24 protein-coding genes and 5 pseudogenes are annotated in these 25,566 nt (G+C 42.1%); 14 read left to right on the forward strand and 15 right to left on the reverse strand.

Annotated elements, in window-relative coordinates; genetic code table 11:
• Window positions 1–12: 12 nt before the first annotated feature.
• The gene (locus AC1D7X_RS09620; RefSeq protein ID WP_495475098.1) at window positions 13–243 is read right to left on the reverse strand and encodes a heavy-metal-associated domain-containing protein; all 231 of its coding nucleotides are present in this window, start codon (window positions 241–243) and stop codon (window positions 13–15) included.
• 337 nt (window positions 244–580) lie between these two features.
• On the opposite strand from AC1D7X_RS09620, the pseudogene AC1D7X_RS09625 reads away from it, so the two are divergent.
• The 6 genes and pseudogenes from AC1D7X_RS09625 to AC1D7X_RS09650 all read left to right on the forward strand — a co-directional run.
• Window positions 581–890: pseudogene (locus AC1D7X_RS09625) on the forward strand (response regulator transcription factor); the annotation flags it as partial.
• Between the two features lie 44 nt (window positions 891–934).
• Window positions 935–1,216: a winged helix-turn-helix domain-containing protein gene (locus AC1D7X_RS09630; RefSeq protein ID WP_495456653.1), complete on the forward strand. Its 282-nt coding sequence runs from the start codon at window positions 935–937 to the stop codon at window positions 1,214–1,216.
• Window positions 1,213–2,625 carry a HAMP domain-containing sensor histidine kinase gene (locus tag AC1D7X_RS09635; protein ID WP_495456578.1) on the forward strand — a complete coding sequence of 471 codons (1,413 nt, stop codon included), beginning with the start codon at window positions 1,213–1,215 and terminating at the stop codon, window positions 2,623–2,625. Before AC1D7X_RS09630 ends, AC1D7X_RS09635 begins: the two co-directional genes overlap by 4 nt.
• Before the next feature lie 317 nt (window positions 2,626–2,942).
• Window positions 2,943–3,887: a sensor histidine kinase gene (locus tag AC1D7X_RS09640; protein ID WP_495475099.1), complete on the forward strand. Its 945-nt coding sequence runs from the start codon at window positions 2,943–2,945 to the stop codon at window positions 3,885–3,887.
• The gene (locus tag AC1D7X_RS09645) at window positions 3,874–4,518 is read left to right on the forward strand and encodes a response regulator transcription factor (protein ID WP_495456580.1); all 645 of its coding nucleotides are present in this window, start codon (window positions 3,874–3,876) and stop codon (window positions 4,516–4,518) included. Before AC1D7X_RS09640 ends, AC1D7X_RS09645 begins: the two co-directional genes overlap by 14 nt.
• A 72-nt stretch (window positions 4,519–4,590) precedes the next feature.
• Complete coding sequence (locus tag AC1D7X_RS09650; protein ID WP_495456581.1) at window positions 4,591–5,547, forward strand: CPBP family intramembrane glutamic endopeptidase; 957 nt, start codon at window positions 4,591–4,593, stop codon at window positions 5,545–5,547.
• Between the two features lie 702 nt (window positions 5,548–6,249).
• Here AC1D7X_RS09650 and AC1D7X_RS09655 read toward each other — a convergent pair.
• From AC1D7X_RS09655 to AC1D7X_RS09680, 6 genes and pseudogenes are all read right to left on the reverse strand, one after another.
• Window positions 6,250–6,432 (reverse strand): annotated as a pseudogene (locus tag AC1D7X_RS09655) (YeeE/YedE thiosulfate transporter family protein); the annotation flags it as partial.
• Window positions 6,433–6,664: 232 nt separating this feature from the next.
• A complete protein-coding gene (locus AC1D7X_RS09660; protein ID WP_495475100.1) occupies window positions 6,665–7,069 on the reverse strand; it encodes a collagen-like protein in 405 nt (134 codons plus the stop codon).
• 159 nt (window positions 7,070–7,228) lie between these two features.
• On the reverse strand, window positions 7,229–8,023 hold the full coding sequence (locus AC1D7X_RS09665; protein WP_495475101.1) for a DUF4097 family beta strand repeat-containing protein: 795 nt from the start codon (window positions 8,021–8,023) through the stop codon (window positions 7,229–7,231).
• Window positions 8,016–8,570 carry a DUF1700 domain-containing protein gene (locus AC1D7X_RS09670; protein WP_495456584.1) on the reverse strand — a complete coding sequence of 185 codons (555 nt, stop codon included), beginning with the start codon at window positions 8,568–8,570 and terminating at the stop codon, window positions 8,016–8,018. The genes AC1D7X_RS09665 and AC1D7X_RS09670 overlap by 8 nt, the downstream gene beginning before the upstream one ends.
• Window positions 8,567–8,887, reverse strand: a complete 321-nt coding sequence (locus AC1D7X_RS09675) for a PadR family transcriptional regulator (RefSeq protein WP_495456585.1) — start codon at window positions 8,885–8,887, stop codon at window positions 8,567–8,569. Before AC1D7X_RS09675 ends, AC1D7X_RS09670 begins: the two co-directional genes overlap by 4 nt.
• 152 nt (window positions 8,888–9,039) lie before the next feature.
• Entirely contained in the window at window positions 9,040–9,609 is a 570-nt protein-coding gene (locus AC1D7X_RS09680) for a YdeI/OmpD-associated family protein (protein ID WP_495456586.1), read from the reverse strand.
• A 127-nt stretch (window positions 9,610–9,736) separates the two neighbouring features.
• Here AC1D7X_RS09680 and AC1D7X_RS09685 point away from each other — a divergent pair.
• A pseudogene (locus AC1D7X_RS09685) lies at window positions 9,737–10,519 on the forward strand (helix-turn-helix transcriptional regulator); the annotation flags it as partial.
• Between the two features lie 210 nt (window positions 10,520–10,729).
• On the forward strand, window positions 10,730–11,200 hold the full coding sequence (locus AC1D7X_RS09690; RefSeq protein WP_495475102.1) for a pyridoxamine 5'-phosphate oxidase family protein: 471 nt from the start codon (window positions 10,730–10,732) through the stop codon (window positions 11,198–11,200).
• A gap of 314 nt (window positions 11,201–11,514) precedes the next feature.
• Here AC1D7X_RS09690 and AC1D7X_RS09695 read toward each other — a convergent pair whose 3' ends face one another.
• Window positions 11,515–13,314, reverse strand: coding sequence for an S-layer homology domain-containing protein (locus tag AC1D7X_RS09695; RefSeq protein WP_495475103.1), 1,800 nt, complete (start codon window positions 13,312–13,314; stop codon window positions 11,515–11,517).
• Window positions 13,315–13,820: 506 nt separating this feature from the next.
• On the opposite strand from AC1D7X_RS09695, the gene AC1D7X_RS09700 reads away from it, so the two are divergent.
• From AC1D7X_RS09700 to AC1D7X_RS09715, 4 genes and pseudogenes are all read left to right on the forward strand, one after another.
• Window positions 13,821–14,231 (forward strand): helix-turn-helix domain-containing protein, encoded by a 411-nt coding sequence (locus tag AC1D7X_RS09700; protein ID WP_495475104.1) that lies wholly within the window; start codon window positions 13,821–13,823, stop codon window positions 14,229–14,231.
• A 12-nt stretch (window positions 14,232–14,243) separates the two neighbouring features.
• Window positions 14,244–14,684 (forward strand): annotated as a pseudogene (locus AC1D7X_RS09705) (MmyB family transcriptional regulator); the annotation flags it as partial.
• A gap of 94 nt (window positions 14,685–14,778) precedes the next feature.
• Window positions 14,779–15,576: an SDR family NAD(P)-dependent oxidoreductase gene (locus tag AC1D7X_RS09710; protein ID WP_495475105.1), complete on the forward strand. Its 798-nt coding sequence runs from the start codon at window positions 14,779–14,781 to the stop codon at window positions 15,574–15,576.
• A gap of 384 nt (window positions 15,577–15,960) precedes the next feature.
• Window positions 15,961–16,577 (forward strand): annotated as a pseudogene (locus AC1D7X_RS09715) (SDR family oxidoreductase); the annotation flags it as partial.
• A 177-nt stretch (window positions 16,578–16,754) separates the two neighbouring features.
• Here AC1D7X_RS09715 and rlmH read toward each other — a convergent pair.
• The 4 genes from rlmH to AC1D7X_RS09735 form a co-directional block, all read right to left on the reverse strand.
• Window positions 16,755–17,234, reverse strand: a complete 480-nt coding sequence (rlmH, locus tag AC1D7X_RS09720) for a 23S rRNA (pseudouridine(1915)-N(3))-methyltransferase RlmH (RefSeq protein ID WP_458632808.1) — start codon at window positions 17,232–17,234, stop codon at window positions 16,755–16,757.
• Between the two features lie 346 nt (window positions 17,235–17,580).
• Entirely contained in the window at window positions 17,581–17,853 is a 273-nt protein-coding gene (locus AC1D7X_RS09725; protein ID WP_495475106.1) for a hypothetical protein, read from the reverse strand.
• Window positions 17,854–17,898: 45 nt separating this feature from the next.
• Window positions 17,899–18,066 carry a CxxH/CxxC protein gene (locus AC1D7X_RS09730; protein ID WP_495456592.1) on the reverse strand — a complete coding sequence of 56 codons (168 nt, stop codon included), beginning with the start codon at window positions 18,064–18,066 and terminating at the stop codon, window positions 17,899–17,901.
• A 99-nt stretch (window positions 18,067–18,165) separates the two neighbouring features.
• Window positions 18,166–19,404: a S1C family serine protease gene (locus AC1D7X_RS09735; RefSeq protein ID WP_495456593.1), complete on the reverse strand. Its 1,239-nt coding sequence runs from the start codon at window positions 19,402–19,404 to the stop codon at window positions 18,166–18,168.
• Window positions 19,405–19,863: 459 nt separating this feature from the next.
• On the opposite strand from AC1D7X_RS09735, the gene AC1D7X_RS09740 reads away from it, so the two are divergent.
• Window positions 19,864–20,049: a hypothetical protein gene (locus AC1D7X_RS09740; protein WP_495456655.1), complete on the forward strand. Its 186-nt coding sequence runs from the start codon at window positions 19,864–19,866 to the stop codon at window positions 20,047–20,049.
• A 157-nt stretch (window positions 20,050–20,206) separates the two neighbouring features.
• Here AC1D7X_RS09740 and AC1D7X_RS09745 read toward each other — a convergent pair whose 3' ends face one another.
• From AC1D7X_RS09745 to AC1D7X_RS09755, 3 genes are all read right to left on the reverse strand, one after another.
• Entirely contained in the window at window positions 20,207–21,577 is a 1,371-nt protein-coding gene (locus tag AC1D7X_RS09745; RefSeq protein ID WP_495475107.1) for an ABC transporter substrate-binding protein, read from the reverse strand.
• Between the two features lie 150 nt (window positions 21,578–21,727).
• A complete protein-coding gene (locus tag AC1D7X_RS09750; protein ID WP_495475108.1) occupies window positions 21,728–23,098 on the reverse strand; it encodes an ABC transporter substrate-binding protein in 1,371 nt (456 codons plus the stop codon).
• Window positions 23,099–23,314: 216 nt separating this feature from the next.
• Window positions 23,315–24,640: an ABC transporter substrate-binding protein gene (locus AC1D7X_RS09755; protein ID WP_495475109.1), complete on the reverse strand. Its 1,326-nt coding sequence runs from the start codon at window positions 24,638–24,640 to the stop codon at window positions 23,315–23,317.
• Window positions 24,641–24,845: 205 nt separating this feature from the next.
• Here AC1D7X_RS09755 and AC1D7X_RS09760 point away from each other — a divergent pair, with 205 nt between their 5' ends.
• Entirely contained in the window at window positions 24,846–25,559 is a 714-nt protein-coding gene (locus tag AC1D7X_RS09760; protein ID WP_495475110.1) for a response regulator transcription factor, read from the forward strand.
• The last annotated feature ends 7 nt before the right edge of the window (window positions 25,560–25,566 follow it).

Raw genomic sequence — 25,566 nt, forward strand, 5'->3', positions numbered from 1 at the left:
ATGCATACCCCCTTATTTAAAATTTAGAATTTGAAAGCCCAGGTCGGTGATGACTTTACCGACACCCGCAGTATTAACAATATTCTCATTGTGACTTACTTTTACCTTGCTTGAAGTGAAGAGGACTTTTACCTCAGATACGCCATCTTTGTTATTTAATGCTGTTTCGATTTTCTTAATACAGCTAGGACAAGTAAGTTGTTCTAATTGGAAAGTTGTTGTTGTTGTTGTTGTTATTGTCATTGTAAATCCCCCTTAAAAGTGTAAGTTATCTTCTTGCTAATTTCAGTATAGGTTGAACCTTGTCATGTTAAATTGATATAGATCAAGATTTAAAATAATATGTATTTTTTTCGAATAAAACTAGGAAGAATCCATACATAAATTAGACCACATCAGATATACCTCTAATACAACCTGAGACGAGCTGAACGTATAGAATATATATTTTTCTATCTATTATTGTTATGATTTGATCGTAAACCAGATTGGTTTCATGTCATTAAAGTAGGAGGACTGATTCAAGATCAATCAGATATTAATTGTAGATGATGAGCCTGAAATTCGGCAGCTAATCCGAATACATTTAGAACAATCAGACTTATCCGTTATTGAAGCTGGGTCAGGACGCCAAGCTATTCAATACTTACAGAATCACGCCATAGAACTAATGATACTGGACCTCATGATGGATGATGGCAACGGGTTTGAGGTGCTTCGCTATTTGCGTGAGGCAAATGCTGGGCCATTAGTTATTGCTCTCAGTGCAAGACGTGAAATACAGGACAAAATCTTAACACTCGGATTAGGTGCAGATGATTATGTCACTAAGCCCTTCAGCCCGATGGAATTGGTTGCTCGTGTGCAAGCACAGTTAAGAAGACACCGCCCTCAATCTACTTATCCTGCTAAGGTTCTGCGCTTAAATAAATTAGTGCTGGATATCGACAATTATGTTTTGCGAAATGATGGAAAGGCTTTTCCCGTAACCCCAGTAGAATGCAGACTTTTAGCATTGTTCATGCAGAATCCAGACCGTGTGTTGACCAAAAGGGAAATTTACAAGCAGGTATGGAATCATGAAAACTTTGATGGCAACAATTTGAGTGTTTTCATAAGCAAACTACGTAACATTCTTGAACCAACGGAGGGTTCTCCTCATTACCTTCATAGCATACGTGGAATCGGGTATAGGTTCTCAGGAGATGGACAATGAAGAATCAAACCAAGCTGTGGTTACTTATGCTTATTAGTGCAACCATCAGTATTCTTGTGTTTATTCCACTAAGCATCGTTATTGGGAATATAGGAAATCAGGGGTATGATCTAAAAAGCCTGAACAACGTCTCCCAAGAAATCCTTGATACGGTTGAAGACCATCGAGCTTTTCATGCTGCAGACATAACACCAATACTAGATAATGCTCATCGAAGCCATCCTAATATTCGCTTTGAGTGGATTGCAGCAGATGGTTTGACGATCTATGATACCTTCGGGGAAAAGAAACATTATAATTTTCAACAACTTGCAGATCGTATGATTCATATGCCCGAGACCCTATGGGGCACCGATGATCCAGTTACACTTACTTTTTCTATTAGCCAAGAGGACAAACCCTATTATCTACTCATGGGGTTGTCCAGTGACGCCATGAAAGAGGGCCAATTTTACTTTTTCATGCGTACCTTTAAAGCTCTGTCTGTTTTTATGTTACCGTTAATTGTTGCTTTCATCATTCCCTATCTACTATCTCTAAGGTTCTTCTCTTCCATGAACAAACGCATCAATAAGCTCAATTATGCTATGGGACAGCTTAACCTCCAAAGTGAAATCACTGTACTTGAAGACACCAAAAAGGATGAAATTGCCCTACTTACTGCGCATTATAATGCGATGGCTCGCCGTATCCAGAATCAAGCCGAACAAATCAAGCAATTTGATAATAGACGCAAACTATTACTGTCTAATCTTTCCCATGATCTACGCACCCCACTAACGATGATTTTGGGATACGCGGAAATGATTCGCACTGGATTATATAAGGATGAGAAGGAGCTGCAGGCAGGTGCAAAGGTTTTGCTGCAACGCTCTCGTTATATGGATAAGCTATTGGATCAATTGTTAGATATTGCTCGGCAGGATGAAGACAATATAGAGATTCATGTTACATTGGATAATCTATCTGAAATCATGAGAAAAATTGCTGCAGACTACCTAATGTTCTTAGAAGGGCTAAATTTCACTATTGAAGTAAATATCCCTGACAAAGATATCGAAGCTTGGATTGATTCATCCCTAATCGAACGTGCACTGAGAAACCTAATCGATAACGCGATCCGTTACGGTTCAGATGGTCATTACCTTGAGATCGGGATTTCGGAAAATGATGATGCCATATTCATGACGGTTATCGATAAAGGCCGTGGCATTTCTTTACAGAATCAAGGGCATATTTTTGAGCGGTTCTACCGTGTTGATAGCAGCAGAAATGGCGAAGGACTTGGCATCGGATTATCCATTGTTAAAGAGATCATTACCATCCATGGTGGGTCAATTATGTTGACCAGTACTCCTTATGAAAAGACAGTGTTTGAAATCCAGTTACCGCATCATCAACGTAAATAGTAGCAAATTGTTGGAAGAAAGCTATAATGATACACTAGATTCAGTGATACTTACTTATTTTACTAGTAAAGTGAGATGACGTTATAAAAAAAATATTATCTTTCATGGATTGGGGCATATTTACTCTTCGGTTCTATCATTATATTTTGTTGTTTATCCGGTTTTTCACAGAAAGTGAGCTTTCGAACCATACATTGTTAAACGTCATCTGGCTGATGGCAGCACTTATCGTTCCTATGATATTCTGGTTTCCTGGTCGGCGGATGAACAAAGTCTGGTTTTGCATACTAGAGCTATTGTTGGGCGGTTCTTACTATGTGAATTCTGTCTTCCATCCAGATCTGACTTCAAGAGCAGACTACTTGTTGCCTAGTCTTACAATGGGGTACTTATTGACTAAGCAAACGCTATGGGTTATTCCCGCAGTTACTTTAGTTCCTTTTATCCTTCAGTCTCACTTAAAATCACCTTGGGAACAAACGCTTAGTATCGGAGCAGACAATCTGTTATTCTGCTTCATCGGTATATGGGTAAGCTTCGTAGCCAATGCATATTATCAGAAAAATGAACTGGTAACCGAAGTGGAGCAGCAAAATAAGCTGTTAACCCACTACGCCGCTCAGATTGAGAAGATAACTTTGCTTGAAGAGCGCAACCGCATGTCCAAGGAGCTTCATGATACACTGGGTCACTCCTTTATCTCACTCATTATGAGCCTTGATGCTTCCATAGCCCTTATGGATCGCAAACCTGCCGAGGTCAAAGATCGGTTAATTCGTTTAAGAACATTGGCTGAGCAAAATCTGGACGACATGAGAAATATCGTACATGAGATGGGAGAAGAAGATGAAGAATCTACTCTTATGCAACAGGTTGAGGCGCTTATGGCTAGCTTCCAGGAGCACACTGGAACAATCGTGACTTTGAATACGCTGGGGGCAGAGCAGCCGATCCGTTTTGAAGTGCGACAAACGATTCTTCGGGTCATCCAGGAGTCTTTTACAAATGCATTAAAGCATGGGAAAGCGTCTCAACTGCATTTGGAGTTTCGATTCTCCGAATCAATGCTGCAATTATCCATTCAAAATAATGGAAAACCAATGGATAAGCTGGAATATGGCTTCGGCTTGACCTCTATGAAACATCGGGTTGAGCGGCTGGGTGGCCACCTGTTTGTGTCATCCATGGTGGGAACTGCAGCGATCACCGAAGTCAGATGTGAAATTCCGCTGAAAGGAGCGATGCTGCATGGCAAAAATTAAAGTGCTGCTTGCCGATGACCAAGAATTAATTCTGGAGAGTCTACATATCGTACTGTCCATGGAAGAGGATTTAGAAATTGTCGGGTTAGCCAAAAATGGGGAAGAAGCAATCGAAGGCTGTGAGCAGTTTCAGCCGGATATTGTGCTGATGGATATCAATATGCCCGTCATGGATGGGGTTGCAGCAACGGCCATCATTAAAGAGCGGATACCTTTAATCAAAGTTATCATGCTGACCTCCTATCGAGAAGTAGAATATGTGTTGGCAGCACTAAGCCATGGGGCTGAAGGTTATCTACTCAAAGCCATCCATCCCAAGGATCTGGCTGCAGGCATACGGGTGGTACATGCGGGAGGGACTTTAATCACGCAGGAAATGGCAAGTAAAATGATCAAAAATATGAACAATACCACCACCACAAAAAGTAATGAATACGGACTCAGCGCCCGTGAAATAGAAGTACTACATAAGCTGGCTTCTGGCTTGCGCAATCAAGATATAGCTGATGCGCTGTTTCTTAGCGAAGGAACAGTTAAAAATTACATCTCGACGATTTATTCGAAGCTTAATGTGAGGGGGAGACGAGAGGCCGCCCGTAAAGCCCGAGATTCAGGAATCATGGATCACTAATAAGCCGATATCCAAGAAGCTGGCACTTACTATGGGTGCCAGCTTCTTTTGGCATGGTCATATGAGTAAATCATGACAAAAGCGCACTCTCTCTATATGACTTTTTCAGCCTATACTCATAACTATCAAGCGATAGAGGAGCTGAAGCAAGACATGAAGAAAATGACTGTATACAAAGAAAAGCAGCAAATTGGTGAGAAATTAAGTATATGGCGTTCAATAATGAGCTTTCCAATCATCTGGATGATTGTAGGGACGATCGGCATTATTCTCGTGGATGCACTATTTCGGCCATTAGCAGAGCAAACAGCGGGATTTGCCTCCCTTCTTTTAACACTAACGGCTGGGGTTGTGGCCATCATCATCTATGGGCTAACAATGAAATACATCGCCCATCGATCAGTTCCTGAGATATCAAGAAAACACGCAGGAATTGAAGCTGGCATGGGATTACTAATCGGAGCAATCTTTATGATCGTGTCTACTTTAATTATTGTTGCTGCAGGAGGTTATTCCCTTCAATGGGCGGGTGCTGCGGATACGGGCTCTGTTATAATTCCTTCTATTACAGCAGCTCTAGGGGCAGCCATTGTTGAAGAACTTATCTTTCGCGGGCTTATGTTTCAAGCTATTCAGAAATTGGGGAACAGCTGGATTGCGCTGGCTGTGACCTCACTATTCTTTGGAGTTGCCCATCTTGGAAATCCAGGAGCAACGCTATGGAGTGGGTTTGCTATCACCTTAGAAGCCGGGGTTCTACTTGGAGCTGCATTCTTGTGGCGACGGAACCTGTGGTTTGCCATGGGACTACATTTTTCCTGGAATGCAATTGAGGGTCTGCTTGGGATTCCCGTTTCTGGGCACGCAGCAAGCGGTCTGTTTACTGTAAAGGTGAACGGTGCTGCACTTCTCACAGGGGGGGATTTTGGACTCGAGGGTTCTATTATTCCAGTTATAATCAGCCTTCTAATTGCCATTCCCATGCTGATTGGCGCTGCACGAAATCGGGCGTCGTTAGGAAAGCAATGAGCCAGAAAAACGCAAACAGACTGGATAAATAATAAATCAACTACCGAGGCATTTAGAAACAACAGGCACCTATTGAGGTGCCTGTTGTTTTCGCCCTACTTATGGTGCGGTTCGCCCGCTGTCTCTAACGGTGTAGGCCCGCCCTATTACGGGATGGTCCTCCCCTGATTCACTTTGATCATGTGTCTTGGACCCTTACTTGGATTCGATGCGACCTAACGGACTGGCACCCTCCTCCAGAGCTTTCTGGGCTGCCAGCCAGCTAGAATCGTTGAAATTGAGTGCATTGCAAAGATAGGAACATGTGAGCTGCTGGAGCATAGCAACTCGTTCGGGATTCTCGTCCGTTGTCTCTGCTACGTTATACCCGGCAATTCCGCCAAGAGTGTGTTCTGCCCCAAAGAGGGTGAGCAGGCTCTTGCTGCCCGGACTCAAGAAATAGGGGTCGGTGAACCAGTCCGGCCCCCGATTAGACAGCTGGGATTGGTCATGATCCCCTGCTACTATCAGGGTCGGCATCTTCATGTCGGAGAAGCTCGGGTTCATAAATGGGAAGTGCTCTGCCGCAAACGGAGTCAAGTCAGCCCCCAGATAGGTTAAATATAAATTGAACCGGCCCCTTCCGCCAAATAACGGAGGGGCGTTTTCAATATACAGAGGGTTTCTCTCGACTAATAAAAAACTCACCCGCATTTCTACGCCGCTCATTTTGGCACCGAATAAGGAACCTAAGAAAATACCTAGTACTAAAAACACACCCCAATTGAGGAAATCCATATTCCCTGATACTAAGTACTGTAAAATGTTCGCCGATGGTGTTGTAATGCCTAAACCAAATATACGGCCAGAAGCCGCACTTAACGGCCAAGCTAATGTAGCAATTAAAGCAAATACACCAACGATCTGAATGGAAATAGCAATCAAAAGAGCATAAAATATACGATTGTCTTTCGCTATATACATATCTCTGAACCCAGAAAACCTCTATATATGAGAAAAAGCCACCTTTATATCGGTAGCTTCGGTCTTAGACCCAATTATGTTTCACTCTTTGTGTGAAATTGAGATTCGCCCTTTATAGAGAACAGTCCGCAGACCGTTCCCTTCGCTGTCTCACTTAGAAGCAGGTGAACGATCGAATCTGATTTAGATCAGTTCCGTAGTATCCCCAGAATATACCGACCCATCTGAACCCTGCAACAGAATTACGCCCAACGAAAACCGGGAAGAACCAGAATTGCTCTCCATTGTTCATCCAAATGTACGTGTTGCGGAATAGGCAGCCTCGGATTCCTCCGGGATCGACAGCAAATGTGGTGGTCTGCATTTGTGGTACGAACTGCGGTGGAGGAGCTGTTGGCGCTTGGGCGCCTCCTGGTGCACCTCCCGGAGATCCACCTGGAAACCCCGGCCCTCCCTGTCCTCCCGGAAATACCGGCATGCCAGATCCTCCAGGTCCTCCAGGTCCTCCTGGGAATCCCGGAAATCCTCCGCCAGGTCCTGGTGGTGAAAATAAACCCATATGTGTGGTCACTCCTTTCAACTAGTAGGCATAATCATCATATGCTTTTGCTGAGAGAGCGCCTGTGTGAATGCCCATAAATCGGACATGATTAGTCTACCTGATTCAAATGCATCTTACGGTGTGAGCAAATTCCACTATCGACCTAGAGGAGATATTTTAGTTTTGTTTGATCACTTCAATATTGCCGTTATTCGATTCTATATCCACTAGATTTTCTCCTTTTCCAATGACCGCATCCCCCTTATATTTATTGATAATATTTATTTTACCGTTGTTAGATGAAACCTTAAAGGCGGTATTAGTCGGTTCTTTATCCGTTATAATCGTAACTTTGCCATTGTCGCTCTCTAATTGAATGTTCCGATCTAAGTCCTTTGTAGTGATTGTTATTTTACCATTATTTGAAGAACCCTTGATATTTCCTTCCACATCATTAAGATCCACTCTACCGTTTGCACTTTTCAAGTCAATGTTTTCTGCTACGATCTGATCTAACTCAATATGACTATTATCCGTTTCCACTTTCAGATTCTTTATTTTTAGCTCAGACATGTTCGTTTTCCCATTTTTATTATCGACGATAAAGGAATCATATGACTTTTGCGGGACATATACGTATAACTTAGATGATCGAATGTTAAATCCAATGCTGAAGGTACTGTGTTCTTTTAATCTAATGGTAAGCTTATTTCCGTCCACTTCGGCAGTGAAATCCAACTTAGAAACATCTATACCTTTTGTTACAAGCTCTACTGTAGTCTCTGTATCCGAAGTCGGAAGAACTTCTACAGTTGCATTGTCCGCTTGAATCTGAACCTCTTTCACCATATCGGAGTTTACCGTTTTCTCTGTCGTGATTTCTTCCCGATTGGTTTGGGAAAACGTAATGAAACTGCCTATACCGCCAATTAATAATAGAAGCAACGCAAGGATTGATAATTTTTTACTCATGCTTCAAACCACCCTTCACAACAGTAATGTTAAATTTCAAATAGCGAATAAATCCTTTAGTTAAAGCTTTTGTGGCTACGAGCATCCCCATTGCTATAAATATGCCAATCCCACAAAGAGCAAGTGAGAAGAACAAATCAGATAATATAAATTGACTCATAAATAGATTAATAACAACAGCGAGTGGTGAAAGAATGAATGCTACAGATACTAACCATCCGGATACTGCCACACATAACAGTACACAAAAGGGTGCGAGGACAATTAAGATATTAAAAAATCCCAACCCAATCAAAGACCAGACTGCACGGAAAATGTTTCCGGCAGAAGTTGTTTGTTCAACCTTATCAAAATGGTAGGAGGCGAGTAGCTCCTTAGCAATTTGTTTCGGGTTCCCAAGGGATGCTGAGATTTCTTGCTCTAACTTTCCCTGTTCCATCCCTATTGCGAAGTACTCTTCGTAATCTTGAAGAATATCTTGTCTTTCCTCTTTAGAAAGCCTTTTTAGAGAAGCTTCCAACTGCATTAAAAATTGTCCTTTATTCATTTGCGTACACCTTCCTCGATTAATTGATTGACTCCATTAGCAAATTCATTCCACTCTGTCAACAATTCGTGAAGGTATACCCGCCCTTTATCAGTCAACTTGTAATACTTACGCGGTGGTCCTTCTGATGATTCTTGTAAATATGTCGTAAAGTACTCTTCCTTCGTCAATCTTCGTAATAGTGGATAAACCGACCCTTCCGATATTTCAATCTGATCCGAAATCCTCTGAACTAGCTCGTAGCCATATCGGTCTTGCTTATCAAGTAATACAAGCACGCATAACTCCAAGACGCCTTTCTTAAATTGTACATTCAATGCACGAACACTCCTTTCTGGTAAGCTTAGGTACTATTCAATGAACAGTACTGAGCATCAACCAATACATCCTTTTTTAACAATTTACCACATGCTACTGTTTATTGCAAGGTACTGTAATTGTCGGATAGCCTCTTTCCTCGCTTAAGGAATTAATCATCTAGCAGACGACCATTATCGTTCCATTGTCCGTACATTTTATTATCTCTCGTGTTTGTTATGAATTTGTCTAATCTGCTTTTAAATAATTCTGGTTGATTCTTATAGCTTTGTATCGTGTCGATCCGAACTCTCTTATATAGATCTGGAAATCCCATGAAGTTCTCATGGACTTGCTTATCCTCTTTTAGCCTTTGCTCTATGACTTGATCTATCCTGAAAGAATTGTGATCCATATCAGGAAGAACCCTTCTACCCTCGTCTCTCATGAGCCCTGACTGTTCGAGGCGGCGAACACGTTCTTTATTTAATTCTGTCCATGAACTTTTTTTACTTCTAGGAGATAGTCTCTGAGCCAGCTCCTTATCGGAAATTTTCTTTTTGACTCCATCAATCCAACCAAAGCACAACGCTTCCTCGACCGCATCCAAATATAACAATATATCCGGGGTGGGCATCATACTAACCAAGACCCAGCAAGAATGTTCACTCTTACCATTGTTCTGCAACCAAATCCTTAATTCTTCTCGCGATTTCACGGGTATTAAATTATTAATATCCATAGATAGAATACATGATCCTTTCTACATGAGGGCTAATACAATCCCGTAGCCTAAATTAGTAAACAAAAAATGGTCTTTGACTGCAAGACCATTTTTTTAAAATAAGTTACTGTTTGTTGGAAAGGACCTGATCCAAGAACTTATCAGCGTCACTATTGATCTTGTTACAAAAGAATATTGTTTCAACAACCGAGTTCTCCCAATTATTTAACGTGTCCAAAAGAACAATTCTACGTGATATGGAAACACTCGGTTATGCTAACATACCTATTTATGCTATAAATGGCGTCCACGGTGGCTACGGAATTATGGATGAATAGAAATTAGACAAACGGCTTTTAAGCAGCAAAGACTTAGAAAACATTCTAACTGCACTCGGTGGATTGGGGCAGATTTTATTTAGTGATAAAGTAGAGTTAACTCTTAAAAAAATTGACACCATGGTGGGATCAGCATCCTGGAAAGGTTCAATTCACCTGTCATTTTATGATTGGGAGGGTCGTTCTGAGATTCTTCAGACCTTGAACACATGTCAGGAATCCATATTAAAGAACAAGTTAGTTTCGTTTGATTATATTGATAAAGATGGTATGACAACCAAGCGAGTGATCGAGCCATATCAGCTTCATTTAGCGAAATGAGTTGGTATTTGAAGGGATTCTGTTTACATCGCCAGAGCTATAGAATATTTAAATTATCTAGGATTGATCATCTTCATATGGACGAACAAACATTTACTCCTCGAGATTATGTATTAGAACAAGAACATAACGTAAGCTACCAACCGCAACTAGTCGCTATTAAGGCGTTAATTTCACCTAGCGTAAAAGATCAATTTATTGAAAGGTACGGTCGAAAGAGTATTGAAGAGTATAGCTCTGAGTATCTCTTAGCAACAATAGAAACGCCGTCGACTTTCTCGCCTATCCTTCGAACGAATCCACACTCTGACATGAACAAAAAGAGATTGAAGAGGTTGAGCTATCCTTTGATAAAAACATAGAGGATTACGATAGCAATCTAATATTTTTACATCGTACAATTCCTCACATGCAATAAGATATTACAATGATAAGCTTAATCATGTATACCTTATTACATTTTTTAGGGGGATAATAAAATGAGCAAGTACACTGAAGCCATGAAGCTGCTGGACGAACAAGTGGGCAACAAGGACGGCCTGATCACTCTGTCCACCATCGCGCTAGAACCGGGGGCCGATGGCAAAAGCCGTCCTGCCGCCCGTATTGTGGACGCCTATTATGAAGACGGCTCGTTCTACACTGTCACCTATGCAACCTCGGGCAAGATGCTGCAGATCGCCCAAAACCCTGAAGTCGCCATTTGTATCATCGTCGAAAACTTTACGGCCGATGGTATCGGTGAAAACCTGGGCTGGGTATGTGACGAGAAAAACGTCGAGATGATGACAAAGCTGCGCACAATATTCGCTGCGTGGTATAACGAAGCCAATAACGATGAAGACCCCAACACATGCCTGCTGCGCATTCGCCTGACAAAGGGCCTGTGGAATGACGCCCACAAGGGGATCAGAAATGAGATTGATTTCGTCAATAAGACGGTAAATTAAGTAGCGTATGTAGTTTCCGTATATTTTGACCAACGGAAGCAACCTATCGGAAGTCATCCTATGTTTCTTCGAAAGGAACAATGCGATCGCTCACTAATATTTCTCCTGAACAACAATTCCACCCTCAGGTGACCTCTCGCGGGGGCAACTTTCCTTGCCTCGTAAGCGGTAAATACGAAAATTTTCGCCTCATTTAGGTTAAGGTTCACCGTACCATCTATAGGGAAAAATTTTAAAGGACATCCGACTGGATGCCCTTTATGCTTAAATTCTGACCGATTTGCCTAGGTTTATCAACAACACTAAATTTGATTTTATAGAGCTTTCCACAATCTCAGAAGTAAGACGACTGCTTCGGCTTTTATTGTCGATCCATCTGGGACAAACTCATTGCCACTTCGCCCTCTAAGAAGTCCATGGTCATAGGTTGCTGCGATATACGGCTTAGCCCAGGGTTGTATTCGTACGTCATCAGAGAAATATGTGCTTTCCGTACTGTTGGTCTTCCACTTCATTGCCCTTGAAACCATCACCGCCATTTCTAATCGGCTTACCGTTTGCTGTGGACGTATTGTCCCGTCGGGATATCCCTTGAGAATTCCCTCTGCCACTGCTGTCTGGATCGCCAATCGATCCACTCCAAGAATGCTTCCCACATCACTGAAGTCTATCGTCCTGGAATCGTCACTTAATGTAATTTGAAGGGTTCTCATCAACATCGTTGCAAACTCTGCCCGTGTGACGAGGCCATTCGGCAATAAAGTGTGGTTATCCTCTCCCATCACAATACCCAGCCCTACCGCTTCGCAAATATCTAGCTTCGCCCAGTGGTTCTCAATATCTGTAAATTGGCATACAGGAGCTTTAGTCCCATTATTGACTACTCGATTAATCGTTAATCTATATGTTTTACGGGTTCCATCCTCTGCATGAACCTTAATTGCTATCACGTTAGTACCCATCGTCAAAGGAATAGTTACCCTCTCACTTATACGTTTATCTATCAGTTCAACAACACTCTTAGGATGCTCAGGGGCCAGATGTAGCTCCACTTGTTCAACGCTTGTTTCTACTGTATATTCCGTAGTCTCGAACGTAAATGCAGGCGAGAGTTCCAATTCCTCGTTGGATGTATGAACGGTTAATCTAGCTAGATCTGCATTACTCGATGGAGTCGCTCTTGGTAGATAACCGCCGCTGGGTGGATTCTGAAGCTGGATAACATTCACCGTCCGCACTACATCCGTAGCTGCATTTCCCGAGTGATCCTGTATTTTATATGTTAGCTTATAAGTACCAACTTGACTACTATACACTGAACCACTAACTGTAATCTCGCTAGTTAAGTCCCCATTCACATCGTCCAATGCAGTCGCTCCCGGATCAATAAATGGGCTACCCACTTCTAATTCTAATGGATTTAAACCTATTAATGATAGGACGGGCGGAACCGTATCCACAACAATTGGATCCTTGGGATGGATAACAATATCTACAGTAGAGGGCAACGATTCACCATGTATATCACTTGCGCTCCACTCAAAAAATACCGTTCCCATTTTACCTACGTAGGAAATAAATTGTAAATCAGATAAGTCGCTAACATCTATAGTTTGATCTGCACTAATATCTGTTATGATTCCTCCTGTATTTAGTTGTAATTTTCCATACTTATTTTCTGGTAGGGTAACTATATTAATCTGAGTTAAAGGAGAAGAACCTGAGTATTGTGAGGTAAATACAGCTTCAGAGAATGTATATATCTCCCCTTCATTCATACTAATACTAACGGGTGTAATTACAGGTGGTGCGCTTATAGTTCTAAGTACCAGATGTATTGTGGACTCCTTTTGGATGTTATAATCAGCAAGGGTACGCCCATCCTCTAACTGTTTACCAGCATATATTAATCGCATTTGATCGGGCGGTATCCCTTCCTTGTCTTGGATCTTCACTTTTACATTTTCTATGCTATCACCCGATTCCACTTCTATCGAAATGGTTTTTCCTGTTAGTGTCTTAACAAAAATCTCCATGGCGAATACACTTTGTGGAAGCACAAATAATAGCATAACAATGAGCAGAAAACTTACGTAATATTTTTTATTCTTCATATAATGCACCTCACCTTTCCCTAGCCACTACAAACATAATATTATGTCTCTTAGCATGTCCTCTAGAATACTTCTATACTGAAAAAGGTCTTTATTCCATGTACCGCACACCTTCCTATAGTTCATTCCTACTATAATTATATAACCTATTTGCCGATTCAATCTTAATGAAATCTTAATAGATTACTAATAGGAGCTCTACCGTATCACCAATAGAGCAAAATCGATACGCAAGATTCCTAAACGACTCTTATTAACATAACCTCATTATTCAAATTGGAATCGGTCTTAATCCCCATACTGTCTAATTCACGTCCATCGGCTCCAGATGAAGCATCGATAGCCATGCAACCCCCGGGCGGCTTCAAGCGACAGGTAGATCACGATGTTGGAGTTAATGAATATGGTGGCCCTAATCGATTACTTGCGTATGCCGAGAAGTATTCCTTCATGAAGTCGATCTTCAATAGCGATATAATAAGGTGTAAAGGGAGGAATGACATTATATGGATAACCATATTTTTTCATCCGCATTGGGGGAATTCATCAAATCGCGCCGTAATCGGCTTCAACCTGAAGCAGTGGGAATCAAGCCGTTCCCCGGCCGAAGGCGTACCCCGGGACTTCGAAGAGAGGAAGTCGCCTACCTCGCTAATGTCAGCGTAACTTACTATACCTGGCTGGAACAGGGACGAGAGATAAATCCCTCCCCTGATGTTTTGTTCCACATCAGCCAAGCGTTTCAGCTGGACGAGGACGAGCGGAAGCACTTGTTCGACTTGGTCGCACCCGCTCCGGTCAGTCTCAATATGGCAACGAAATCGGATAAACCCGATGTCGAATTTTTGCAGAACCTTGTGAATCAAATGCGTTATCCTTCTTTTATCGCGAATGATGTTGCCGATATGATCGTTTGAAATCGGGGAGCAGAGCTTGTTGTTGCGAATTTTGGCCGTCTGCCGGAAAGCGAACGCAACATGGTGACGCTGCTATTTCTGGATCCGGAGTACCCGAAAAGGCTACTGAATTGGAAGGAGTTCGCCCGATATATGACGGCGTTGATACGAGCAACCTTCGACCGTTTCAAAGACAACCCGATATACATGGAACGATTCGAGCGTTTGAAACTAAACAGCGAGGACTTCGTTCGTTTGTGGGAATGGCATGAAGTCCGACAAAAAAGCACTGTACCGGTTCATTATCTCCTACCGGATGGTCAGAAGTTAGCGTTCACGATCCATTGCGCCGCCGCCATCGACAACGATCCTGGACTTCACTGGTGCTTCTTCGTACCGACGCCAGGTTCAGGCACAGAAGAGAGACTCGCGTTGCTACTAAAGCAGGACTCCGAATTGCCATCGCAATCTTAACCTGTTAGTCCCATTAATAGTATGGAGACACTGTGGTTAGCCCCCTCTGTCGTTGGTATCATACAGATAACTTCAACGACAAGGAGGGGCTTTCATGAACCCATATCATTATCAAGGCAAGCTGGCTGTGGTCACCGGCGCTTCCTCCGGGATCGGCGAGTCGTATGCCAAAGAGCTAGCAGCACGAGGCTGCCATCTCGTACTAACCGCACGGTCACAAAATAAGCTTGAAGCGTTAGCCGGCGAAATCAAACGGAAGCACGGCGTACAAGTGTATGTCCTGCCCAGCGATTTGTCCAAAGCAGGTGCCCCACGCCAACTAGTCAAATCCATAAACGAACTCGGCCTGAAGGTCGATATTCTCATCAACAACGCAGGCTTTGGCACGTATGGCCGCTTTGAGGATATGGATCCGGAGCACGAGCAGGAAGAGATAATGCTGAACACCGCCGCGCTTGTCGACCTGACACATCATTTTCTGCCCGGCATGCTGGGACGCAAGGATGGAATCGTCGTAAACGTAGTTTCAATGGCCGCATTCGTGCCTTGCGCTTATTCGGCTGTTTACGGTGCTACCAAGGCATTCGTATTATCTTTCTCCGAAGCGCTATGGGCAGAAACCCGCGGACGAGGTGTCCACATACTTACCCTGTGCCCGGGTGCGACGGATACGGGCTTCTTCGATGCTGTCGGCAGCCGGGACATGGCGGCGGGCAGTGCGCTGTCCACACCGGAGAACGTAGTTCAAGCCGGATCTCGTGGAATCGACAAAGGAAGCAGTTATATTATCGACGGGCGAAACAACTACATGGCGGCTCAGATGGGCCGCTTTCTTCCCCGACGCAGAGTAGCTATGATCATGGAACGCATTTCGCGCCCCAAAGCACGTTAAGGGGATGCAAGCGGCCGATTTGCTGCCTTGCATAATTCATGAAAGGCAGCAAATCTGTTTCCTAATATTTTAGAACGTTTGCTTCTCCCTACTTGTGGTATGGTTCATCGTATCACCGCAAAAGCGAAAAAAACCTTCATGAAATATATTCATGAAGAGTTTATTCCATAGGATTTCGCATATAGAATCTAGGGTTCGTGAGGATGTCGATTTATAATGATGTCGATGTCTTCACTACTAACCCGAATGAGGAATACTTTTACGAATCATACTTTTATGCTGACAAAGTAGTACAAATCCAACTGGAAGGTTACCCCGATATCATCTCTGCTCTAAATGCATCGTTGACGTCACGAGATGGTCATCCATTTTGCGAACCGTTCAGATCAGGCGGCAGAGGTTGTTCAGAATATTCAAAAAAACGGCGGGGAAGCGACAGCGATTCAGGCCGATATCAGCTGTTTGAGCGAGTTGGAGAAACTCTATCAAGAAACACTTAAAACGTTCGGAAAGCTTGATATTGTGGTGAATAACGCGGGGATCATCATTACAAAACCTATTGGCGATGTAACGGAAGCGGATTACGACCAACTGTTTGCGATTAATGTCAAAGGGACCTATTTTTCCTGCCAGCTTGCGCCAAGCATCTAAATCTCAATGGTCGCATCATCAATTTCTCCACGTCAGTGACCGGTCAGATGTTCCCGACTTACAGTCTATATGCTGGCTCTAAAGGAGTCGTCGAACAATTCACGCGTCAATTGGCTAAAGAGCTTGGAAAGAAAAATATTACGATTAATGCTGTAGCACCTGGCCCTATTAATACCGAGCTTTTCATGACTGGCAAAACACCCGAACAAATCCAGGGACTTGCCAACATGAACGCATTAGGACGTCTCGGGGAAACTGAAGACATCGCAGGTGTGATCCTCTTTCTTACGAGTGAAGAATCGCAGTGGGTCACGGGACAAACACTCCGCGTTAATGGTGGTTTTATTTAACCTACAGAAAGAACGTTATTTTTCCGTTACACGCCTGTCTAGCAGATATAAGAAAAGCGTAATAAACGGCGGTCGTATCCTGGTACTGCATCAGGGCGACCGCTTTACTGCTTCTGAATAAGATTGTCAGAATACGTTGTTCCAAAGGAGTAACAAAAAAAGCACAAAAATTTCGCCCTATTTGTGGTATGGTTCACCCCGATTAATTTTCACCGCACGGTACACCTGCTCCGTGAGTACCAGCCGCATCAGCTGATGCGGCAACGTCATGCGCCCGAAGCTAAGCTTCTGCTGGGCGCGACGCAACACTGCATCGGAGAGCCCGTGGCTCCCTCCGATGACGAATACGACATGGCTCGTCCCATAGGTGCCGAGCTTGTCGATCTCAGCGGCCAGCTCTTCCGAGCTCCATAGCTGGCCACCGATAGCGAGCGCGACTACATGCGCCTCGCTCTTAATATGCGCGAGGATACGTTCGCCCTCGCGCTCTTTTACAATAGACACCTCAGCTTCGCTCAAGGTGTCCGGTGCCTTTTCATCCGCAACCTCCACCATCTGAAACTTGATGTAAGGAGTAAGTCGCTTAGCATATTCCTGTATGCCCAAGACCAAATACTTCTCCTTCAACTTTCCCACGCCAATAATCTGAATAAACACGCTATAATCAACCTCCATAATGTATATAGCCCTATAAAAGATGCCTACCTGCATCCACTATCTATTTTTTATTATTGAATTTTCATAGAATCATTATCTTCTTTACCTCATGATCAATAATGATATCAATATTCTTAATTAACAATTGGTTCTACATCTATACCTTATTCTTTATCCCGGTCCTAGTCTTGGTTTTAATCTTGTCTTACCTTTACCTTGATTCTAGTACTGGTCTTATCCGCCTTGAACTTGCCTTTGTCTTTGTCTTTGTCTTTGCCTTTGTCTTTCCCTTGATCTTTATCTTTGTCTTTGCACTTGCCCTTGTCCTTGGCCTTGACCTTTGCCCTTAGATGGCTAACATGAAATCAGCCTTCACATCTTTCATACCACACCGCAGGCAGGCGCGGACTTTGCGCTCTGCCACCCACAGTGGGCGCGGAGGGAGGTGCGAGCCTTCTGGAGCGTTAAGTGGTTCAAGTGCGTACCAGCGAAGAGAACGGAATTGTTCTGGAGAAGCGATAGCGCTCGCCTTTGCGATCGGAAGAACAATCCGTTCTCGTAGCGGACTTCGAAGCACCCTTCGTAGCACAACTTTCGCATCACTTGCACTTCCTTCCATCCCCACAAACACAAAAAGGGCGCAAAATTCACGCCCCCTCCCCTTTTATACCACCAAATACTGCGCCGCCTGCTCACACTCAATACATTTAACCGGTGGATCCCAGTCGGAGAATTCGGTTTCCTTCAGATCGACAATATCTGGTGCATCTTCATATTCATCAACGAACTTATCAATCGCTAGTTCTACATGATCTTTGCATACCACGTACATGAATGAAAGCATCCTTTCTGTCCTACACTCTGCTGTTTATTATCTATTATAACCCGAATTCTCGTATTAGACATCCATAACCCGCATTTAGTTTTGCTCTCACTCTTCTACTGGCTTATCGCTAAGTTTCAATTTAGCTACCTTCAGTTCACCTTCACGGTAGTAAGTTACACTTAGCTCGTCACCAATTTTACGTTGATCATAGAGAAACTTACGAAGTTCCATAGTTGAACTAATCGGTTCATCATCCAATTTCGTAATCACGTCATTTAGCTTCAGCCCCGCATCAAGTGCTGGACCTACTGCATCCAGTACAACAATGCCTTCTTTCACATCACTTGGTAATTTCAGATTCTTACGTTCATCCGCATCCAAGGGAGCAAAAGAATTATTTAAATCGACGGTGTATACGCCTATGTATGGACGAGTGATTTTACCTGTGAGCATCAATTCATTTACGATTTTCATGACCTGCTCCGTTGGGATAGCGAATCCAAGTCCCTCTACACCCATATCAGATATCTTCATCGTATTAATGCCAATAACCTCACCGTTCAGATCAACTAATGCTCCTCCCGAGTTACCCTCGTTAATGGCTGCATCCGTCTGAATGACCTCTTGTTCCCAATCGTAGATACCATCTTTATTCAGAGATACCGGAATGAGACGATTCGTGTAACTTACAATACCTGAGGTAAGAGTGTCACCTAGCCCTAGTGGATTCCCTATAGCAATCACCGTTTCACCTAATCGGAGTTTACTTGAGTCACCAATCTTAGCAACGGTATTAATTTTCTTTCCTTCAATAGAGAGTACCGCAATATCGTTAACTGTGTCTGTACCCACTAACTTCGCTTTGATCTTTTCACCGTCAACCGTCATCACTTCCAGTTCTTCTGCTTCAGAGATGACATGATTGTTCGTGATAATATAAGCTAGATCTTTCTCTTTTTTAAAAATCACACCTGATCCGAGACCAGACTCCTCTAAACTCAACTTATCCTTGTTATGGTCCTTGTAATTCGAAATGCTTACGACCGCAGGGCGAACCTTCGCTGCCGCTTGAATCAACCGTTCATAAGGATCATTCTCAAGCTTTAATTGTACTGCGCTCACAGCAGATGCGTGGGGAGTTGAAGAGGGTGCTCCCGTTATTACACTAAATAATACTACTGCCACCACTGAGCTGATTACCGAGCTAATTACAGATATTTGCATGGTGGACATGCCCCGCCGACGGGTTCTAGACCAGCTTACGGGGTTTGTTTTTACTTTGGTATGCTCTTTTCTCTGTCTTGACACCTTTGTCGAATAAAAATCATCTTCGAACAAACCCATAGTAAATCCTCCCCTTTGTTATTACCCTCTAAGATTAAAACGTTTCTTCATCCCAGCCAAGCCCGAATCTTGACTTTCATATATTATATATAACTCCTTTATGACCCAAAAAGTTGCATGTTTAATTTCTTTAATTTTAAATTACCACATTACCGCTTTTCTAAATAGAAAAATGGCCAATTCCACATAAAAATAACCAATTTTATGATCATGTATGACTTCAATTCGTTCTCTCAATCTCTCTAGTAACCTTTATAAATAAATAGGAATATTTTATGTTAAAAGAGACTACACTAATAATAACTCTCCCGTAAATAATTCATAGATTAGTACTGTTCATTGTAACATACGTGTCGCTTACTACATAATATTTCACCATTAAATTTAATAGTTAAATATGGACTAATTTCCATATATATAAGAGAGGAGGCATGTATTTTGGAACGTTCAAATGTATCGATGGACATTGTCCATATGATGGCTAAGCTAGGAGATATGAAGGACGAGCATTATCGTAATATCCTTGCCATTAGTACCATCATTGAACTTCTTATAGAAAAAGGTATTCTTACTCGTGAGGAATTGGCTATAAAAGCCGACGAACTCGATCAATTTATGGCTTCATCAACCGATCACACGGTGTAATTGGTAGGTGGATTATAATAGATGTCAATGTATGCCTTGCGCGCAAAAAATGCGACCCGCCCCTCGTGAAGGGGCAGGTTGCACTTTGTTGTTTACTTTCTATCCAAACCGCTTTTTCAATCCCATTTTCTTAGACTCTTTAATGAGTTTTTCTATTCTATTTCTTTGCCTTCTGAGCCTTTGCCACTTTGTCAGCAGCAGCTTTAGTCCGAGTCTGAATAGTAGCCGTTGCTTGGTCTAATGATTTCTTTCCTTTTACTACCTGTGACAGTTCCGCCTCCATAATCATCCAGAATTCACCTTCCAAATCTTGTGATTTCTTCCCCAGTAAATGTCCTGTTATAAATTGATCGAAATTAGGTTTTAGTTTATAAAAAGCATCCAGCTTGTAGCCTGAGTACTCCTTAATCATGCGGGATAGAGGAGCCCCAATACTATTATTAGAGGTATTAGGTTTATAGTATTCGTTAGCAAAGTCATCTCCATTGAAATATTTAATGAAGTCCCAAGCCGCATTCACATTTGATGCATTTGCTGGAATAGCGAGTATGTCAGAAATATATGTATTTCCTGTTGACTTTCGATCCTTAGAATCCGCAGGGCCGGCAACCATACCAAGCGTGAAAGGTTTATAATTCTTCACACTACTTTTTGCTGCTTGCAAGGACTGCAGCGAAGAGATCGAAGATATTGCCATAGCTGATCGTCCCATAATAAAGGCGCTACCCTCCAGGTAACTTTTTTCAGAAATAGTGCTCCCATCGGTAAGCGCCCCCGACTTTATGGCTTCGACGGACAGACGATAGGCATTTTTCCACGCTTTTGTATTCGCAGTAGCCTCTAGAGTGTTCGGGTCTATGTACGTTAACCCTTCTGTTCTAGCGATATCCATGGCCAAATTACTGACACCAGAGTACCTTAAGCCCCAAATTCGGGTGTTCTTATCTCCTGTAGTAGGAAACTTACTAGCAAGCGTCAATATCTCTTCCCACGTCACTCCGTCGCTTGGCGCTTTAACATTGTACTTTTTAAATAAATCCGCATTATACAGAAGCGCGTATGAGTCCGTTCTTGGGCTTAGCCCGTAAAGGTTGCCATCGCCTTGTTCCTTCAACTCCTCAAGTAAGCCAGGATATACGGTTGTCATGTCATACTGATCTCGCTTAATTAAGGGCTCTAAATCTGTCAGTTTTTTATCTTTAGACATTTGTTTGTAATCGGATGGAGGCAGCAAAACAAGATCTGGTGAATACCTTTTGATAGCCGCGTTGTAATCTGTAATCGAACTCGTACCTGTAGGTGCAACTACTTGAATGTTTGTATTCGGGTATTTCTCATTAAACAAATCCCCATATGTCATTTTGAAATCGCCTGCGTTCCAGTACAATACCTTCAAATTATCTTTCTTATTGGCCTGATTATTTGAATTGGCATAAACTGAATTACCTGTGTTAAGACCTGCCGAAGTACCGATCAACATCACACCGAGGCTAGCAAGCATGAGCTTCTGAAATTTATTTCTCTTCAAATATAAAACCTCCATTCATTATTGTTCAAACAATTAATCACTTATGATGAACATGAACTAAGTATAGAAGAGGAAGCTTATCATCTTGCTACCCAACTTCTTATCAATCCCTTAAATAATGATGACGCTAATATTAAACTTACAAATATTCTATTTCTTTGCCTTCTGAGCCTTTGCCTCTTTATCAGCAACAGATTGTGTTTGTGTTTGAATAGCGGCAGTTGCTTTGTCTAATGTTTTCTTTCCGTTTATTACCTGTGTCAGTTCCTTTTCTAGAATTGACCGAAAATATAATTCAAAATTTGGTGACTTGTTCATGAGAGCATAACTTGATATAAATTGATCCTGTTTAGGTTTCAATTTATAAAATGCATCCAGCTTATAACCAGAGTACTCCTTAATCATGCGGGATAGAGGAGCCCCAATACTATTATTAGAGGTATTAGGTTTATAGTATTCGTTAGCGTATTCATCTCCATTGAAATATTTAATGAAGTCCCAAGCCGCATTCACATTTGATGCATTTGCTGGAATAGCGAATATTTCATGAATATTAATATTTCCTGTTGACTTTCGATCCTTAGAATCCGCAGGGCCAGCAACCATACCAAGCGTGAAAGGTTTATAATTCTTCACACTACTTTTTGCTGCTTTTAAGGACTGCAGCTGACTGAGCGGAGCTACTATCATAGCTGTTCGTCCCATAATGAAGGCGTTACCTTCCAAGAAACTCTTGGCAGACAGAACGGTCTTATCGGTAAGCACCCCAGATTTCATAGCCTCGATCGACAGACGATAGGCATTTTTCCACGCAGTTGTATTCGCAGTAGCCTTTAGAGTATTTGGATTAATGTACGTTAACCCTTCTGTTCTAGCGATATCCATGACCAAATTACTGGAGCCAGAGTAACCTAAACCCCAAATTCGGGTGTTCTTATCTCCCTTAGTAGGGAATTTCTTAGCAAGATTCAATATCTCCTCCCACGTCACTCCGTCGCTTGGTACTTTAACATTATACTTTTTAAACAAATCAACATTATATAGAAGAGCATGCGACTCCGTTTTTGGGCTTAGCCCGTAAAGCTTGCCACCGCCTTGTTTCTTCAATTCATCAAGCAAGCCAGGGTATAATGTTGTCGTGTTATACTGATCTCGCTTAATTAAGGGTTCTAAATCTACCAACTTTTTATCTTTAGACATTTGTTTGTAATCGGATGGAGGTAGCAAAACAAGATCTGGTGAATACTTTTTGATAGCCGCATTGTAATCTGTAATCGAACTCGTGCCTGTAGGTGCAACTACTTGAATGTTTGTATTCGGATATTTCTCATTAAACAAATCCCCATATGTCATTTTGAAATCGCCTGCGTTCCAGTACAATACTTTTAAAGTTCGTTTCGTATCGACCTGGTTGTCCGAATTGGCATAAACTGAATTACCTGTGCTAAGACCTGCCGAAGTACCGATCAACATCACACCGAGACTAGCAAGCATGACCTTCTGTAATATATTTTTCTTCAAAAATAAACCCTCCACTCATTTAATGTTCAATGATTATTAGTGTATGAACTTAGTATAGAGGAGGAAGCTTATCATCTTGCTACCCAACTTCTTATCATTTCCTTAAAAAAGACGGAGACGCGTGGAAAACATAGAGCCCATTGTCAGATCGTAATGATCTGACAATGGGCTCTTATAGGCATATAAGTGCGTTATCAGCAAGCTAAGTTTCCTGAGTTACTTTTTCGCCTTTTGCTTTTTCACAGCATCATTAAGGCTCTTTTGAACTTGTGTTTGAATGGAAACCATTGCTTTATCCAGTGTTTTTTTGTTGCTGATTACCTGTTTAAGTTCATTATATACAATAACTGTATACTGCAAATTGTTAAATGGGATTCCTATTGGGTTGATATGTGGAGGTGTTTCCAGATTTGGTTTTAATTTATAGAAGGCCTCCAGACTATATCCTTTGTATTCTTTACTATAATTCATGCGAGATAGGGAATTAGAGTAAGGTTCCTCAGCTCTGAATTTAGCATAGTCCACACCGTTATAATATTTGATGAAATCCCAAGCAAGCTCTTTATTCGCTGAACCCGCTGGAATCGCCATGATGGTTTCAATGTACACGCTTCGTGTCATGTTACGGTTCTTAGGATCGGCCGGACCCGCAGCAATTTTAACGTTAAAAGGTTTATAGTTAGCTACAGCAGATTTATCTGCAATTACTTCTTTTAAAGTTACCATACTTTCAACACTTACCTTCATAGCCGCTCGTCCCATAATGAAGGGATCAACATCAAATCCAACTAAATTTGAGCCTTCTATGGTTTTGGACTTTATGGCATTGATAGCCATACTATATACTCTTTTCCAACCCGCTGTATTTAACGTTACTTTTAGGGTATTTGGTTCAAACTTATTTAACCCTTCAGAAGTTGCTATGTCATTTATTAAATAGGTGTAATTGTCAAGAGGATAGTCAAGTCCCCAGATCCGGGTGTCCTTAGTTCCGGTAGTTGGGAATTTAGCGGCTAATTTCAGTATTTCTTCCCAAGTCATTCCGTCCTTCGGCAATGGAACATTATATTTTTTGAATAAGTCGGCATTGTAAAAAAGAGATTCTGTGCTGAAGAATGGGCTTAACCCGTAGAGCTTTCCATTCACTTTCAAGGCGTCCAACAATCCGGGATATATGGTTGCCGTGTTATAATTGTCGCGTTTGATTAACGCTCCCAGCTCTGCTAACTTATTCTCCTTGGACATCTGCTTATATTCGAGGGGATTCATCATAACGATGTCAGGGGATTGCATGGCAATAAACGTCTTCAAATCTGATGTGCGATCCCATTTAACTTCCTGGATCTGTACATCAGGAAATTGCTGTTTAAACACATTCTCATCGAAATAAGCTTTATTATTGTACATCACCTTTATCGTTTGCTTCGTCTTTGCCTGGGAATTTGCAGACACTTTTTCATCCAGACTGCAACCTACTGAGACAGCCAATAGCATTAAGCTCAAAGTAGCAATTGATGCCCTTTTAAAAATATTTTTCTTCAAAAATAAAACCTCCACTCATTTTTTGTTTAAACGATTATTCCTTATGCTTGAACTAATTATAGAAGATGGAACTTATCATCTAGCTACCCAACTTCTTATCATTTCCTTAAAAAAGGCTAACGTTATTTATTGCATAAGAAAAATCGCTTATACTTATTGTTCTGATCTTCAATTTAAGAAAGATTCAGGAATCAAGGGAGGATCTATGGTGGAAAGTACGATTTTGATGGTGGATGACGAAGCGGAAATTATCCAATTAATGAATATTTATTTTAATAACGAGGGCTACAAGCTCCTGCAAGCGTCAAATGGCCTGGAGGCGCTGGAGATTCTACAGTCTCAACAAGTCGATCTAATCGTACTTGATCTAATGATGCCTAAGATGGACGGATTGCAAGCTTGTATGAAAATTCGAGAAAGTAATCCGATCCCCATCATCATGCTCTCGGCTAAAAGCCAAGATATCGACAAAATATCAGGCCTCAGTATCGGCGCTGACGACTACGTAACCAAACCTTTTAACCCGCTCGAGTTGATCGCACGTATCAAGTCGCAGCTTCGAAGAATGAACCAGTTCAACTCTGTTTCAGCTAACGCGAACGAAATACATATCGACAACATCGTGATTAATATTCCGTCCCATACGGTAACGGTCGACCAGCAGGAAATCAAGTTGACTCCTCGAGAGTTCGCGCTCCTTCATATGCTGGCTGTTAATAGGGGGATGGTACTAAGCATGGATCGCATCTACGAAGAGGTCTGGAACGAACCATTTATGGAGTCGAAGAATAGCGTTATGGTTCATATCCGAAAGCTTCGTGAGAAGATAGAACCTAATCCACGCGAACCGCAGATAATCAAAACCGTGTGGGGAATTGGATACAAAATTGAAAGCGATCTTAAGAAAAGGGATGAGTAAAATCCAA

This window comes from Paenibacillus sp. Y568, assembly GCF_059445545.1.

What these genes read in the sequence shown, in the direction of transcription:
- AC1D7X_RS09760 (WP_495475110.1), top strand. Translation starts at nt 24,846, where the DNA reads ATGGTGGAAAGTACGATTTTGATGGTGGATGACGAAGCGGAAATTATC.
- AC1D7X_RS09725 (WP_495475106.1), bottom strand. Translation starts at nt 17,853, where the DNA reads ATGGAAGGAAGTGCAAGTGATGCGAAAGTTGTGCTACGAAGGGTGCTT.
- AC1D7X_RS09660 (WP_495475100.1), bottom strand. Translation starts at nt 7,069, where the DNA reads ATGGGTTTATTTTCACCACCAGGACCTGGCGGAGGATTTCCGGGATTC.
- AC1D7X_RS09690 (WP_495475102.1), top strand. Translation starts at nt 10,730, where the DNA reads ATGAGCAAGTACACTGAAGCCATGAAGCTGCTGGACGAACAAGTGGGC.
- AC1D7X_RS09665 (WP_495475101.1), bottom strand. Translation starts at nt 8,023, where the DNA reads ATGAGTAAAAAATTATCAATCCTTGCGTTGCTTCTATTATTAATTGGC.
- AC1D7X_RS09730 (WP_495456592.1), bottom strand. Translation starts at nt 18,066, where the DNA reads ATGTACGTGGTATGCAAAGATCATGTAGAACTAGCGATTGATAAGTTC.
- AC1D7X_RS09710 (WP_495475105.1), top strand. Translation starts at nt 14,779, where the DNA reads ATGAACCCATATCATTATCAAGGCAAGCTGGCTGTGGTCACCGGCGCT.
- AC1D7X_RS09620 (WP_495475098.1), bottom strand. Translation starts at nt 243, where the DNA reads ATGACAATAACAACAACAACAACAACAACTTTCCAATTAGAACAACTT.
- AC1D7X_RS09740 (WP_495456655.1), top strand. Translation starts at nt 19,864, where the DNA reads ATGGACATTGTCCATATGATGGCTAAGCTAGGAGATATGAAGGACGAG.
- AC1D7X_RS09695 (WP_495475103.1), bottom strand. Translation starts at nt 13,314, where the DNA reads ATGAAGAATAAAAAATATTACGTAAGTTTTCTGCTCATTGTTATGCTA.
- AC1D7X_RS09670 (WP_495456584.1), bottom strand. Translation starts at nt 8,570, where the DNA reads ATGAATAAAGGACAATTTTTAATGCAGTTGGAAGCTTCTCTAAAAAGG.
- AC1D7X_RS09735 (WP_495456593.1), bottom strand. Translation starts at nt 19,404, where the DNA reads ATGGGTTTGTTCGAAGATGATTTTTATTCGACAAAGGTGTCAAGACAG.
- AC1D7X_RS09700 (WP_495475104.1), top strand. Translation starts at nt 13,821, where the DNA reads ATGGATAACCATATTTTTTCATCCGCATTGGGGGAATTCATCAAATCG.
- AC1D7X_RS09645 (WP_495456580.1), top strand. Translation starts at nt 3,874, where the DNA reads ATGGCAAAAATTAAAGTGCTGCTTGCCGATGACCAAGAATTAATTCTG.
- AC1D7X_RS09650 (WP_495456581.1), top strand. Translation starts at nt 4,591, where the DNA reads ATGACAAAAGCGCACTCTCTCTATATGACTTTTTCAGCCTATACTCAT.
- AC1D7X_RS09680 (WP_495456586.1), bottom strand. Translation starts at nt 9,609, where the DNA reads ATGGATATTAATAATTTAATACCCGTGAAATCGCGAGAAGAATTAAGG.
- AC1D7X_RS09635 (WP_495456578.1), top strand. Translation starts at nt 1,213, where the DNA reads ATGAAGAATCAAACCAAGCTGTGGTTACTTATGCTTATTAGTGCAACC.